We start from the raw sequence: 13904 nt of genomic DNA, 5'->3' as shown, positions 1-13904 counted from the left end.
CCACCCTCTCAGGTCGGCTACGCATCGTCGCCTTGGTGAGCCATTACCCCACCAACTAGCTAATGCGCCGCAGGCCCATCTCTCAGTGACAGCTTGCGCCGTCTTTCCTCATCTCTTCATGCGAAGAAACGATGTATCCGGTATTAGCATCCGTTTCCGGAAGTTATCCCAGTCTGAAAGGCAGGTTGCCTACGTGTTACTCACCCGTCCGCCGCTAACTATCAGAAGAAGCAAGCTTCTTCATCAAGTCCGCTCGACTTGCATGTATTAGGCATGCCGCCAGCGTTCGTCCTGAGCCAGGATCAAACTCTCCATTAAGTCGCGAATCCCTTCGCGACCGCGACTCGAAACGAGAATCCCGAAGGGCCCTTGTTTCGATCAAGCGATCACTCGGTCTTCGCTTTAAAAGAAAGCACCATGTGCTCGTTTAAAACGTGGCGAGAATTTTCATTCTCTTATATTCTCTATCGCGAACCGCTAGAACCTTTTAAAAGATTTTCGCTTATCGCGGGAACTCCAAATCACTTGGCCCGGCTGGGATTCGTGTTTTTCGTTCCTGATTCACTCGTTATCCAGTTTTCAAAGAACAAACTCGGCATTTCTCGTTTCCGCCGCTCAGTATTTCTCGCAGCAGCAACTCTTATATATTAGCACGTTCGTTTTTGCTTTGCAAGTCTTTTTTCGAAATCTTTTTTAAGTTCATTCGAACTTTCTTTTCGATTCTTTCGAAAGCTTGCTCGCGGCCATATCTTTTATCCGCCTCGATGTAAGGCGTTTTAGTAGTATAGCATCCGTATAAGCAAGATAGCAAGCCTCTTTTTCGTTTTCCTCCCTTTCATCAAGATTTAGCGCGTGCAGTTAAGCCGTTCAAGTACTCTTGGGTTATAATAGCTACAGACCTGTTTTCGAGAAGCAACAGCGACTCTCTATAGTAATAAGCCATTCCACTAACAAATGAAACGCTTTCTTTTCAAAATTGCTTTTATTTTACTTTTTATTTTCGGGGGAGGCTTTTATGTTCAAGTCGGATCGTTTTCTGCGCACAAGTCTACATATTATAAGCGTGCTTGTCATCTTGTTTCTGCTGACTAAGATTCCGGGCATCTTGGCACCGCTTAGAGCGGCGTTCAGTTTGGTTTTTTTCCCGATCGTGGCTTCTCTTTTTCTTTATTACCTTTTCCGACCGATTATTCGCAAGCTGGACGATTGGAAGATTCGGCGTCCTTGGTCGATTCTTCTTCTGTACGCTGCGGCCGTCGGAGTGTTTGCGGGATTCGCGATCTGGGTGTGGCCGATCCTGCGCTCGCAATTTCTTAACTTCTCGGATAATCTGCCTCAGTTGGCTCAGAATTTCTCCAATCAATTCCAGATGCTTCTTCTCAAAGTGCAAGAACAGGAGATCTGGGGAACGCGTATCAACGATATCGATGTCGGGGTGAATCTGCCTCAGCAATTGTCGGGTTATCTGGAGAATGTCATCAACTCCGTCAGCAATTCGCTTACCAGCGCATTATCCGTCGTCGCTTGGGTATTTCTCGTGGTGTCTACCGTCCCGATGATTCTGTACTTCATGCTCAAAGACGACCGCAAAGGTTATGCTTTTCTGCTTCGCAGCGCGCCGATGAAATATCGCCCAACGTTTCGCGATATGGCTAAAGACATCGATACGGCCCTCGGCGGATTTATCGTCGGGCGCGTACTGCTTGCGGCTTGCGTAGGCGTATTCGATCTGATCGGATTCCTGATCGTGGGCGTTCCTTACCCGCTGCTGCTGGTGCTATTCATCATATTGACCGACATGATTCCTTATATCGGGGTATATCTGGGAGCGATTCCGGTCGTGATCGTCGGGTTTATCGATTCCCCGGCTTCGGTCATCTGGCTGATCGTCGTGATCGTCTTGGGGCAAATGCTGCGCAACAACCTTCTTTCTCCGATGATTTACGGTTCGGCATTGGATATCCATCCTTTGACCACCGTTTTTCTTCTGCTCAGCGGCGGCGCTATCGGAGGTTTTATCGCGATCTTGATCGTTATTCCTTCTTACATGGTCGTCAAAATTATTGCGATCCATCTCTACCGCTTCTATAGAAGCAGCAAATTGGCCCGTCCGAATGCTCGTTAGATTTGTTCTTGTTTCCCTCGAATCTTCGACACTTACTTTTATAAAAGAAAAAAACCCGCCTGAACCGAATGTTCAGGCGGGTTTTTCGTACGGGCTATCCGTTTTGCCGAAGCAATCAGCTTTCGATCAGCAGGCTTTCCGGATCTTCGAGCAGTTCTTTGACTTTGACGAGGAAGCTGACCGCTTCCGCACCGTCGATAATACGGTGGTCGTAAGAAAGCGCGATATACATCATCGGGCGGTTCTCCATGCGCTCTTCGTCGATCGCGACCGGACGGAGCTGGATCTTATGCATGCCCAGAATCCCGACCTGCGGCGCGTTCAAGATCGGCGTGGACAGCAGCGAACCGAAAACGCCGCCGTTCGTGATCGTGAACGTACCGCCTTGAAGATCGGACAGCGCCAACTGGTTGTTGCGCGCTTTGGTCGCCAAGGCTCCGATCGATTTCTCGATCTCCGCGAAGCCGAGACGGTCCGCATCGCGTACCACCGGAACGACCAGACCTTCTTTGGCCGATACGGCGATGCCGATATCGTAGAACTTCTTGTAGACGACTTCGTCGCCGTCGATTTCCGCGTTTACGGCCGGGAATGCTTTAAGCGCGCCGACGACCGCTTTGGTGAAGAACGACATGAAACCGAGGTTTACGTCGAACTTTTGTTTGAACGCGTCTTTGCGGCGTTTGCGCACATCCAGAATCGCCGTCATGTCGACTTCGTTGAAAGTCGTCAGCATGGCCGCATTATGCTGCGCGTCGACCAGACGAGTCGCGATCGTCTGGCGGCGGCGCGACATGCGCTGGCGATCGACCGGCTTCAGCGGGTCGATCGCCGACGGTGCTTGCGCCTTAGGCGGAGCCGCCGGAGGCTGCGGCGCCGCTTGGGCCGGCTGAGCGGGAGCCGGCTGCCCTTGAGCGGGCGCACCGCCTTCGGCGAACGATTTCACGTCGCCGGAGTATACGCGGCCGATCGGGTCGCTGCTCGGCACGCTGCCGAGCTCGACGCCGCGTTCGCGCGCGAGCTTGCGCGCGGCAGGCGAAGCTTTGGCCGAGGCGTCGCTGCTTTCCGCCGGCGGCGGGCTGACCGCTTCGGCGGCTTTGGGGCTCTGCGGCAGCGCAGCTGCCGGAGCAGCCGATTCCGCGGGCGCAGCAGGCGCTTCGGCGGCCGGAGCCGAAGAACTGCCCGGCGTCGAAGAAGCCGCGTCGCCCGTGCGAATGCGTCCGATCACTTCGCCGACTTGAACCGTGTCGCCTTCTTGACGCAGACGCGTATCGATAATGCCGCTGGATTCGGCACTCACTTCGAGATTGACTTTATCCGTTTCCAATTCGAGCAGCACGTCTCCCTGCTGAACCGCGTCTCCTTCCGCAACCGTCCAGCGCAGAATCGTGCCTTCGGTAACGGATTCTCCCATTTCCGGTACTTTGATGTCGCTCACAATGCTACCTCCCCAAACTCATTTGATTTTTTTTGGATGAATTTTGGCCCAGGGCCGTCTGGATAATCTTCTGCTGTTCGAAAGCATGGATGTGTTGGTAGCCGCTTGCCGGGCTGGAACGTTCCGGTCTGCCCGTGTACGTGACTTCGATGCCTTTCGGCGCGACGGCCCGAATGTTCGGATCGATATAGCGCCAAGCGCCCATGTTGTGAGGTTCTTCCTGTACCCAATAAATCTCTTCGAGATTCGGGAACTTCGCCAAGAACTCGGATACTTCTCGAGCCGGGAACGGATACAGCTGTTCGACGCGCAGGATATGCAGCCAGCTCCAATCCGCGTCGGCTTCTTTTTCGATCGCGTCTTCGAGTTCGACCGAGATTTTGCCTCCGGTCAACAGCACTCGCGTGACGCGTTCCGGCGAATCGCCCAGACCGTTTTGTTCGATCGTCGCTTTGAAGCTGCCGTCCGTAAAGTCGGAAGCCGGCGAAGCGACGCGCGGATTCCGGATCAAGCTCTTCGGCGACATCACGACCAACGGTTTGGCGTCTTCGCGGGTCGTCATCGCCGCTTGGCGGCGAAGCAGATGGAAATACTGCGCCGCGCTCGTCACGCTGACCACGGTACAGTTGTTCTCCCCGGCCAATTGCAGGTAACGCTCCAATCTCGCGCTGGAGTGCTCCGGTCCTTGTCCTTCGTAACCGTGCGGCAGCAGCATGATCAAGCTCGACTTCTGCGCCCATTTGGAACGTCCCGGCATGACGAATTGGTCGAGCAGCACTTGTCCGGCGTTCGCAAAGTCGCCGTACTGCGCTTCCCAGATGACCATCGTTTGCGGCGAGAAGACGTTATAGCCGTATTCGAATCCGATGACCGAAGCTTCGGACAGCGGACTGTTATGGATCGCGAACGAAGCTTTGGCTTCGGGCAGCGCGTGCAGCGGGCAATAAGTCGCTCCGGTCTGCGCATCGTGCAGCACGAGGTTCCGATGCGCGAAAGTCGCGCGTTCGGCGTCTTGGCCGCTGATGCGGATCGGCGTGCCGTCGGACAAAATCGTGGCGAACGCCAACGTTTCCGCTTGACCCCAGTCCACTTTTTCGCCTTCGTCCAGACCGTTCAGCCGGCGCTGCAAGATACGCTCGAGTTTCGGATAGACGTTAAACGTATCCGGACGCTTGAGCAGATTCTCGTTGATCGACCGAAGTTTGCCCAGTTCGACCGACGTGCGGACGGATTCGAGCGGCGTCTCGTCGATGGTCGAAGCGAACGGGAACGGATGGCTTTCGCCCTGCTTGCCGTTCTTCATTTGTTCGTATTCTTCTTTGAAGATTCCCGTGATTTTCGCGCGCAGTTCTTCCAGACCGTTCTCGCCAATCAAACCGCTTTTATGCAATTTTTTTGAAAAGATAGTTGCAGCGGTATCGTGCGCTCTGACCTTTTTGTAGATCAGCGGCTGAGTCGTTTCCGGATCGTCCGTTTCGTTATGGCCGTAGCGGCGGTAACCGATCAGGTCGATCAGGAAGTCTTTTTTGAACGTCATGCGGTATTCGCAAGCCAGACGCGCGGCCGCGATGCACGCTTCGGGATCGTCCGCGTTCACGTGAACGACCGGAATTTCGTAGCCTTTCGCCAAGTCGCTGGCGTAATGCGTGGAACGGGAATCGCCGCTTTCGGTCGTGAAACCGAGTCGGTTGTTGGCGATGATATGTACCGTTCCGCCGTTTTGATAGCCCGGAAGCTGATTGAAGTTGAGCGTTTCCGCCACAACGCCTTCGCCCGGGAACGCCGCATCGCCGTGAACCAGAATCGATGCCGCTTTGTTGGTATTTTGCTTCGGATAGCCCGGCTCGCTGCGGTCTTCTTGAGCCGCGCGCGCGAAGCCTTCCACGACCGGATCGACGTATTCCAAGTGGCTCGGGTTATTGGCCAGCGTCAAACGCGTCGTTCTGCCGTCGTCCCCGATCTCCCGTTTTTCGCCGAGATGGTATTTGACGTCCCCCGTCCAGCCGAAGTTGATGCCCATCGAACCTTCGGAAGGGATCAGATCTTTGTTAGGGGCGTGATGGAATTCGGAAAAAATCCGTCCGTACGGCTTGCCCAATACGTGCGCCAGCACGTTCAGACGTCCGCGGTGAGCCATGCCCATCAGCACATGTTCCGCTCCCGCGTTCGAGAAGCCCCGAGCCAACTCGTCCATGACCGGCACCAGCATGTCTATTCCTTCGATAGAGAACCGTTTCTGGCCGACGAACGTGCGATGCAGGAATTCTTCGAACTGTTCGACCTGCACCAGGCGCTCCAGAAGTTCTTTGCGTTCTTCCGGCGACAGTTTCGCGGCGGCAGGCTGATTCTCTGCATGTTGATTCAGCCACTCGCGTTCCTGCTCGGCGTGCACGTGCGAAAATTCGTAAGCCGTCGTTCCGGTGTAGACCTCGCGCAGTCTGCGGATCGCGTCCAGTCCCGTCGATACGTCCGCCGGTGCGTTTTCCCAGATCAAGGAAGCCGGCATAGCCTCCAGATCCTGCTCGGTCAATCCGACTTCCTCCGGCTCGAGGAACGACACTTTCGGTTTCTCGTCGAGACCGATCGGGTCGATGTCGGCGGCCAAATGGCCGTAGGTGCGAATGTTCCATACCAGCTTGCTTGCTGCAACCGCTTTCTTTAATGACTGCGAATGAGTCGCGGGTCCTCCCGTTCCGGTCGCCGTCGGGGCGTCCGAAGCGCGATGCTGCGGCGGTGCGCCGAAGCGTTCGAACAGCTCCCGATAGGAAGGTTCAACCGATGCCGGGTCCTCCTGATAACGTTCATACTGCTCTTGTACGTATCCGAGGTTCGGACCGTAATACTTTTCCCATGGCTCGTGCGTGTTCGAAAATTGTTCCGTCATCGCTGCCACCCTCCGTCTTGTGTTTGCAAAAGCCGATTCCCAGTAGATTACTTTTTACAAATTGGTGAACAAAGCGTTTACTTCTCGATTGTACCCCTTTTTGCTAGCAAGTTCAATTTATTGAGGACGTTACTTGCTAAATTTTTGCCGGAACTGACGGGGCCATGTAAGCGTTGACTATTTTCGTACGCTTTGACCCCTCAGTCGATTCGAGAACCGTTCATTCGGACGAACCGATACGCGCGGCGGACCGGCGGCGGCAAAATCGGATTCGCCGATCCCTTTCGCCGCCGTTCCTTGATTATTCGCTTTTGTCTTTTTCTTCTTGTTGTTCGGCATGCAGTTGCGGCAAAAGTTTCTGAAGCTCCGGCACCGGCGGCGGGAACTTGAGATCGAGGCTCTCCAGCGTATCCACCGCGATCTGAAGCACGGCAAGATCCCGCATCGAACGGTCGTCCGCCGGCACGATATGCCAAGGACGCTTTTTGCTCGCGCATTCGGTCAACACGTCTTCGTAACATTCCTGATAGCGATCCCAATGTTTGCGCTCGGCCAGGTCGCTCGGATCGAACTTCCAGTTTTTATGCGGATTCTCGATCCGGGCGATCAGTTTTTCGAGTTGGAACCGTTTGGAAATATGCAAAAAGACCTTCACGACGATCACGCCGTTCTCCGTCAGCATTTTCTCGAAGTCGTTGATCTGCGAAAAACGCCGGCGAGCTTTATCGTCGTCGATCGTCCCGTGCACGCGAGAGATCAGGACGTCTTCGTAGTACGAACGGTTGAACGCTCCGATGTATCCGAGCGGCGGGACCTGCCGATGCGCGCGCCAAAGATAATCGTGGCCCAGTTCCTCGTCGGTCGGCGCTTTGAAGCTGTGCGTCAGCACGCCCTGCGGATTGACTTCGGAGAAGACATGGTTGATCGTTCCGTCTTTGCCGCTGCAATCCATGCCTTGAAACACGAACAATACCGCATGGCCGCGCGACGAGAACAATTTCTCCTGCAAATGTTCCAACTTTTTGTTCAGCTTTTTCTTTTTCGCTGCGATGTCGGCATCGTCGGGGCGCTCGCCGGCATCGTAATCCGTATCGATCCGGTTCAAGCGGACTTTGTCCCCGGTGCATAACTGCGTCTTGGTCTTCATTGTTTACCACTCCTTCGCAGGGGTTCTTGCCCACCTTCTATTAATACCCGTTTTATTCGTTTTTGTCGCCGGATTTCGTCAGGAGCCGTTTCGGATATACGATTCGCGCGAAAAAGTTTCAAGAAAAAAGCCCGTGGTAATATTCTGTCAAGCATATTTTTCGTTCGTTGACCATTAAAAGTAACCGGAGAAGGAGGAAGGGTCATGTTTCTCAAAAAAAGCTGCGTCTGCGCGCATTGCGACCGAAGCTTCGAATGCACCGGCGCATTCGGACCGAACGGGGCCCGCTACATCAGCGGCACGGTCGCTTGGATGAAATTGATCTCGCGGGAGCCGGGCCGCCTGCTGTTGGAAGGAAATACGATATGCGCGGCATGCATGCACCCTCACCGTTTTCTGGTGGAATACGATTCGGACAGCGACCGGTATAACGACGTTTATGTGCCGGCGGCCAAGCCCGAAACCGTCGCCGAAGCGCCGGCGCGCCGCAAGATCGGACGGATCGTGCCGGGCCAACTTCGCAAGCTTCATCAAGTCTGATTTTAGAAAAAGCAGGCGGACGCCTGCTTTTTTACATGAATAGTTTGCATATTTATTCTTATTGTCGTATATTTAGTTAAACGAAATTAACGAAGCTTTCTGCACGAGCAGAAACACGACTTTATAGAGGCGCGCAGCTTAGGGAGGGAAACGGCATGAAAGCCAGATTGATATTGGAAGACGGAACGCTGCTGACGGGAACTTCGTTCGGCAGCGACAAACAGATGACCGGAGAGGTCGTCTTTAATACGGGAATCACGGGCTATCAGGAAGTGCTCTCCGACCCGTCCTACTGCGGACAGATCGTGACGATGACGCAGCCGTTGATCGGCAATTACGGGATCAACCGCGAAGACTTCGAAGCGATTCGTCCGTGGATTCACGGATTCGCGGTGCGCCGTTACGAGACGGCTCCGAGCAATTGGCGTTCCGAATACGATCTCGGCACGCTGCTGAAGGAATACGACATTCCCGGCATTTCGGATATCGATACGCGTATGTTGACCCGTCGCTTGCGCGACCGCGGCACGCTGCGCGGTCTGATCACGACCGGTTCGGCAAGCGTCGAAGAGCTGTTGGAACAGCTGCGCGAGACCGCCGCTCCGCACGATCAGGTCAGCCGCGTCTCCACGCCGCGTTCTTACCGCGTGCCCGGCACGAAGCAGCGCGTCGTGGTCATCGATTACGGCAGCAAATCCGGCATCGTGCGCGAATTGGGCGATCGAGGCTGCGACGTCGTGGTCGTTCCGCATACGGCGAACGTCGCCGATATCGAACGTTTCAATCCGGACGGCGTTCTGCTGTCCAACGGTCCCGGAGATCCGAAAGACGTGCCCGAAGCCATCGCGACCGTACGCGAATTGATCGGCAAACTGCCGCTGTTCGGCATCTGTTTGGGACATCAGTTGTTCGCTTTGGCTTCCGGCGCGGACACGTCCAAACTCAAATTCGGCCATCGCGGCTCGAATCATCCGGTCAAAGAAGTCTCGACCGGCCGCTGCCTGATCACGTCGCAGAATCACAGCTACTCCGTATTGGAAGAAACGCTGCAAGAAACCGAACTGGAGATCACGCATATCAATAATAACGACGGCAGCGTCGAAGGACTCAAACATAAGCATGCTCCCGCTTTTTCGGTGCAATTCCATCCGGAAGCCGCGCCGGGTCCGACGGACAGCAACCGTTTGTTCGACGAGTTCCTTCAGATGATCGACGAATTCAAAGCAAGCCGCGCGCCGTTCGTGTCGTCTACCGCCAAAGCCAAAACGGCCGCCGTTTCCGCCAAACGTTCCCGCGCCGCAGCCGCCGATCGCCATCCGCAGCGCAAAGAAGCGGACGGTGCCGCTTCTCCGATCGAGAAAGTGCTTGCTCCGTCCGCTTACTGATGTTCGTTTCGGTTTAGCTTTTCGAGATTGCTTTCCTTAATCTTCGTTCAGCCAGCTTTTGCTGCGCCGTTCTTTCCGCTGATCCCGTTTGCCGTTTCCGGCAGGGCGTCCGGCGGAAGAACGGCTTTTTTCTTTGCGTTCGTGAAAAGCCAGTTCCCGCTCGGTCTTGCGATAACCGGCCAGACGGCCCGGTTCCAGCTCCCCGAGCTCGACCGCTTCCCGCACGGCGCAGCCTTCTTCGCGGTTATGCGTGCAGTCCCGGAATCGGCAGTTCTCCGCCAGCGCGTCGATGTCCGAGAACGTGCCGGACAATCCGTCTTCTTCGCCTTCCCAGAGCTGCAATTCCCGCATTCCCGGGGTATCGATCAATACGCCTCCGCCGGGAATTGCGAACATCTGACGATGGGTCGTGGTATGCCGCCCACGGCTGTCGTCTTCGCGAATGCCGCCGGTTCGCTGAACGTCGCCGCCGAGCAGCGCGTTGGTCAACGTCGATTTGCCGCAGCCCGACGTGCCGGCCAACGCGCAGCTCCGGCCTCCGGAGAAATAAGCGGCGACTTCGCTCATGCCTTCGCCGGTCTGCGCGCTGACCACATGCACGTGTACGCCCGGCGCTGCTGCCGACACTTCCGCCACGGCACGATCGCGAAATTCGGCGTCGCACAAATCGGATTTGCTCAACAAGATCACGGGCTGCGTTCCGGCATTCCAAGCCATGATCAGATAACGTTCCATCCGGCGAATATTCAGATCGTAATTGAGCGAGGCGACCAAAAACAAGATATCGACGTTGGTCGAAACGATTTGTTCGCGCACCGGGGTTCCGGCCGCTTTGCGGGAGATTTTGCTGCGGCGCGGCAGTACGCCGCGAATGCGCGCGCGCCGTTCGCCCGGCAGCAGCTCCGCCGCCAGCCAATCGCCGACCGCGGGAAGTTCCGAGCCGCTCTCGCTGTCATGCCGCAGTTTGCCGCTGGTCTCGGCCGTGTATTCGCCTTGGGCGGTCGCGACCTTGAACTGCTGGCCGTAATCGGCCGTCATCCGTACCGGCGTAAGACCGGCATGCGCATAACCGCTCTCTTCCCATGTTTTCTGCCAGCCGGCATCCCAACCGTACGCATTCGGGAACGGCGGGTTTTCCGATTGTTTTTCGTGCTCGGAAGCTTGCATCATGCGTTCTTCCGTTCGAGTGTTCGTTTGATGCTTATTCATTTGATTATTCATAAATTCCTCCGAATATAGTGAGATGGGACAGACTTCGCCCAGCGAATTCGCCAAGCGTACTTGCAGACTCTCCGACTCTCTCCCCATTCGAGGCTTCTCCGAAAAAACGACGCAAAAAAGCCGGGGAGAGTTCTCTCCCCGGCTGCCTTGATCCGGTCTGGCCGAGTTCCGCCGCGCAAAAGCGCGAAACTTCGGGCATGAACAGGCAGCATCCGTCAGCGTTACGCCGCGGAGCGCCGAGCTTCCGATCTTCCTCCGCGGAAGATCAGAAGCTGAAGCTATCCGTTCGCATCGCCGGATTTGGAGAGAGTTTGCGACCTCTAATCACAATCGAATGTAAAGTTCCCATAACTCATCTCTCCTCTCGTCGGCATTTGCCACTCATTCTAGCGGAGCGTCGAAAATATTGTCAAGCGATTTTTTTCGGACCCGCCGTTTTGCCGCGTTTCCCGTTGGACGAAGCCGGCGCTTTGCGAGATAATAAACATGGAGCGCGCAACGCGTCTAATCAAGAGTCGGGAATGTCCGCACTGGCGGAGAGCACGGCATTTCAAGGAGGAACAAACGAAGATATGGCAAAAGAAGATGTCCTGATTATCGGTGCGGGGCCCTGCGGATTGTCCGCCGCGATCGAATGCGGCCGCCGCGGCCTATCCGTCCGAATCATCGAAAAACACAACGTGGTCCACTCGATTTATCTGTATCCGACGAACATGCAATTTTTCAGCACGGCCCAACTGCTCGAGATCGGCGACGTGCCGTTCACCTCTCCGAACGAAAAACCGTTCCGTCACGAAGCGCTGGCCTATTACCGCCGCGTCGCCGAACGGTATAACCTCAGCATTTCCTCTTACGAGGAAGCATTGGCCGTCAAGCCGCAGGAAGACGGAAGCTTCATCGTCGAAACGCGGGACCGGGCGGGCAACGCGCATACGTACGAAGCCGGCAGCGTGGTGATCTCGACGGGATACTTCGACCACCCTAACGAACTCGGCATACCCGGCGAAGACAAAGACAAAGTCACTCATTATTTCCGCGAAGCGCATCCGTACGCGGGAATGAGGGTCGCGATCGTAGGCGGCAGCAATTCCGCGGTGGATGCCGCTCTCGAACTGATCCGCGTCGGCGCGAAGATCGATATGGTCTACCGCCGGACCGAAATTTCGCAGCATATCAAACCTTGGGTTCGGCCGTTGTTCGAAGGCATGGTCGCCAAAGGCAAGATCACGCTGCATCTGGGTTCCAAATTGACCGAGATCGGCGAAGATTACGTCGTCGTGCAAGGTCCGGAAGGCGAAGCGCGAATCCCGAACGACTTCGTCCTCGCCATGACGGGTTTCCGGCCGGACCGCAAGCTGTTGACGGAAGCCGGCGCGCAAATGTCGGACGATCTGGACAAGCCGGTATTCGATCCGGAAACGATGGAGACCGGCGTTCCGGGATTGTACGTGGCGGGCGTTATCGCATCGGGACGCAACGCGAACGAAGTGTTTATCGAGAGCGGACGCCTTCACGGCGGCTTGATTGCCGAGCATATCGCCAAGCGGGCGAATACGGGCGAAAAGTCCGCAAAAGGCTGATTTCGCTGTCTTCTTGTGCTATACTTCCCACATAAGAGGAATAGGCCGCGCCGATCGTTATACGGGCCGGCCGCTAGGAGGACCGCTGCTTATGTCTCAACGTTTCGTCATCGAAGCCGTCATGGTCGCCATTTACGGGCAATTGCTCTCGGCGAACCGTCCGGTCGAATACATCGTTCCGTACACGACCGTACTGGAACTTTACGAATTCGAAGAAGGCTCCGAACCGCTCATGAACGAGCCGGGCGACGATAAATTCGTCAAAGAAAAAGTGAAAGAACTCATCGCTTATTTCGAAGAGCCGCTGAACAAGAAAAAAATCCAAAAAGCGCTGACCGTGCCTTGGGCGAAAAGCGCTCCGATCCTGCTCGGCGAACAGATCAAGCTCACGATCGTCAACGCGGTCGACAATGCCCATTACGGCGAATTGTTCGATCCGATCGAGACGGAAGTGCTGTTGTCGGCGATCAAGGAAGAAGCTCCGGTGCTGACCGATCAGCTCGAGATGATTCAACGCATCATCTCCGCTTCGGTGCCGGTTCAGGTGTTCGATATCGACGATTTCGAATTCGCGCTGGAAGGCACCGCGCATCTGTAGAGCCGATTCGCTCTTCGGATCCGTTTGACATGCACGGAGTCGGATAAACCGAAAAAAGACGAACGTGCCGGAGATCCGGCCGTTCGTCTTTTTTGTGCGCGCATTCCGTTTATCGATCCGTTTCAGTTAGCGGCCCGCGCGGTTTCCTGCTCGTAGCCGTACAGAATGTCGTCGTGTTCGGGCAGATAAGTCACGTTGAGGCGATAACCGTCCAGATACCAGAGATCTTTCTCCTCCATGTAGAACGTGATGCCTTCCGAAGACTGCGTGAGTCCCGGTTTGTTCGGACTTTCGGTCGTGATCCCGAGCGAAAAACCCGGATGGATATCGCTAGTGTTGCTGTAACGGGCATAAAACCGAATATAATCGCCGGCTTGCAATCCCAGCTCTTTTTTGTACCAATCGGCGGCCTGCGGCGTGACGTTAAGACTCATCTCGCGTTTCCCTCCTTCGTTCGTTGACGGCAGCGTCCGTTTTCGAACGCCTTTGCTTTTTATCATACCCCACAACGCGTTTGGCGACAAATCTTTCATTTCGTTTTCGCTTTGTTTTCAATCTCTTTTTCAGCATACGGGCAAGCAAAAAAACGAGAATTTTTCAAGTTTCAACTTGCCGAGCGAGCGTTTCCGAATACATTTGTTCACATTTCGTTCACAATAGAAAACTTTTTCGTTGACTTTTTCTGAGATACGGTGCTAGAATCAGGGGCATACGAGATCATTTTGCGATCATTAAAAATCAGGAAGGAGTGAATTCGATGTCCGCGTTCAAAAAAAGACTGGCTGTTCGTCATACCGATGCTTCCCGTACGCTGCGCGCTCTTTTTGAACTTCATATCGATGCAGCCTCCGTCCGATCTTTGTCGGCCTGACGCCCTTTCCTGCGGGAATTCGGGACGTGCCGACTTGGAAAAACGCGTGACGTGCGGCTTCGCCACATCGTCCGCCATATGGATCGTTTTTTAAGCATATCGCGCGCGCCGCGGT

10 protein-coding genes and 1 rRNA gene are annotated in these 13904 nt (G+C 55.2%); 5 read left to right on the top strand and 6 right to left on the bottom strand.

Features of this window, described 5'->3' with window-relative positions; translation table 11 throughout:
• Positions 1–318 (bottom strand): 16S ribosomal RNA (locus CDO73_RS20770); the annotation flags it as partial.
• 697 nt (positions 319–1015) lie between these two features.
• On the opposite strand from CDO73_RS20770, the gene CDO73_RS20765 reads away from it, so the two are divergent.
• On the top strand, positions 1016–2125 hold the full coding sequence (locus tag CDO73_RS20765; protein ID WP_088490436.1) for an AI-2E family transporter: 1110 nt from the start codon (positions 1016–1018) through the stop codon (positions 2123–2125).
• Between the two features lie 115 nt (positions 2126–2240).
• Here CDO73_RS20765 and odhB read toward each other — a convergent pair whose 3' ends face one another.
• The 3 genes from odhB to CDO73_RS20750 form a co-directional block, all read right to left on the bottom strand.
• Complete coding sequence (odhB, locus tag CDO73_RS20760; RefSeq protein WP_088490435.1) at positions 2241–3563, bottom strand: 2-oxoglutarate dehydrogenase complex dihydrolipoyllysine-residue succinyltransferase; 1323 nt, start codon at positions 3561–3563, stop codon at positions 2241–2243.
• A 4-nt stretch (positions 3564–3567) separates the two neighbouring features.
• Positions 3568–6447: a 2-oxoglutarate dehydrogenase E1 component gene (locus CDO73_RS20755; protein ID WP_088490434.1), complete on the bottom strand. Its 2880-nt coding sequence runs from the start codon at positions 6445–6447 to the stop codon at positions 3568–3570.
• Between the two features lie 301 nt (positions 6448–6748).
• Positions 6749–7594 carry a PPK2 family polyphosphate kinase gene (locus tag CDO73_RS20750; protein ID WP_088490433.1) on the bottom strand — a complete coding sequence of 282 codons (846 nt, stop codon included), beginning with the start codon at positions 7592–7594 and terminating at the stop codon, positions 6749–6751.
• Positions 7595–7798: 204 nt separating this feature from the next.
• On the opposite strand from CDO73_RS20750, the gene CDO73_RS20745 reads away from it, so the two are divergent.
• The gene (locus tag CDO73_RS20745) at positions 7799–8134 is read left to right on the top strand and encodes a hypothetical protein (RefSeq protein WP_088490432.1); all 336 of its coding nucleotides are present in this window, start codon (positions 7799–7801) and stop codon (positions 8132–8134) included.
• A 155-nt stretch (positions 8135–8289) separates the two neighbouring features.
• Positions 8290–9519 (top strand): carbamoyl phosphate synthase small subunit, encoded by a 1230-nt coding sequence (locus tag CDO73_RS20740; RefSeq protein ID WP_088490431.1) that lies wholly within the window; start codon positions 8290–8292, stop codon positions 9517–9519.
• A 36-nt stretch (positions 9520–9555) separates the two neighbouring features.
• Here CDO73_RS20740 and rsgA read toward each other — a convergent pair whose 3' ends face one another.
• A complete protein-coding gene (rsgA, locus tag CDO73_RS20735; RefSeq protein ID WP_256972791.1) occupies positions 9556–10740 on the bottom strand; it encodes a ribosome small subunit-dependent GTPase A in 1185 nt (394 codons plus the stop codon).
• Positions 10741–11312: 572 nt separating this feature from the next.
• Between rsgA and CDO73_RS20730 the strand changes: the two genes are divergently transcribed.
• Positions 11313–12320 (top strand): YpdA family putative bacillithiol disulfide reductase, encoded by a 1008-nt coding sequence (locus tag CDO73_RS20730; RefSeq protein ID WP_088490430.1) that lies wholly within the window; start codon positions 11313–11315, stop codon positions 12318–12320.
• Between the two features lie 91 nt (positions 12321–12411).
• Positions 12412–12918 carry an ADP-heptose synthase gene (locus CDO73_RS20725; RefSeq protein ID WP_088490429.1) on the top strand — a complete coding sequence of 169 codons (507 nt, stop codon included), beginning with the start codon at positions 12412–12414 and terminating at the stop codon, positions 12916–12918.
• 122 nt (positions 12919–13040) lie between these two features.
• Here the strand turns inward: CDO73_RS20725 and CDO73_RS20720 are convergent, their stop codons facing one another.
• Entirely contained in the window at positions 13041–13352 is a 312-nt protein-coding gene (locus CDO73_RS20720) for a HesB/YadR/YfhF family protein (protein ID WP_088490428.1), read from the bottom strand.
• Between the last annotated feature and the right edge of the window lie 552 nt (positions 13353–13904).

The organism is Saccharibacillus sp. O23, from assembly GCF_002205895.1.
Lineage (GTDB): Bacteria > Bacillota > Bacilli > Paenibacillales > Paenibacillaceae > Saccharibacillus.
This window is presented reverse-complemented; position numbering and strand designations above follow the sequence as displayed.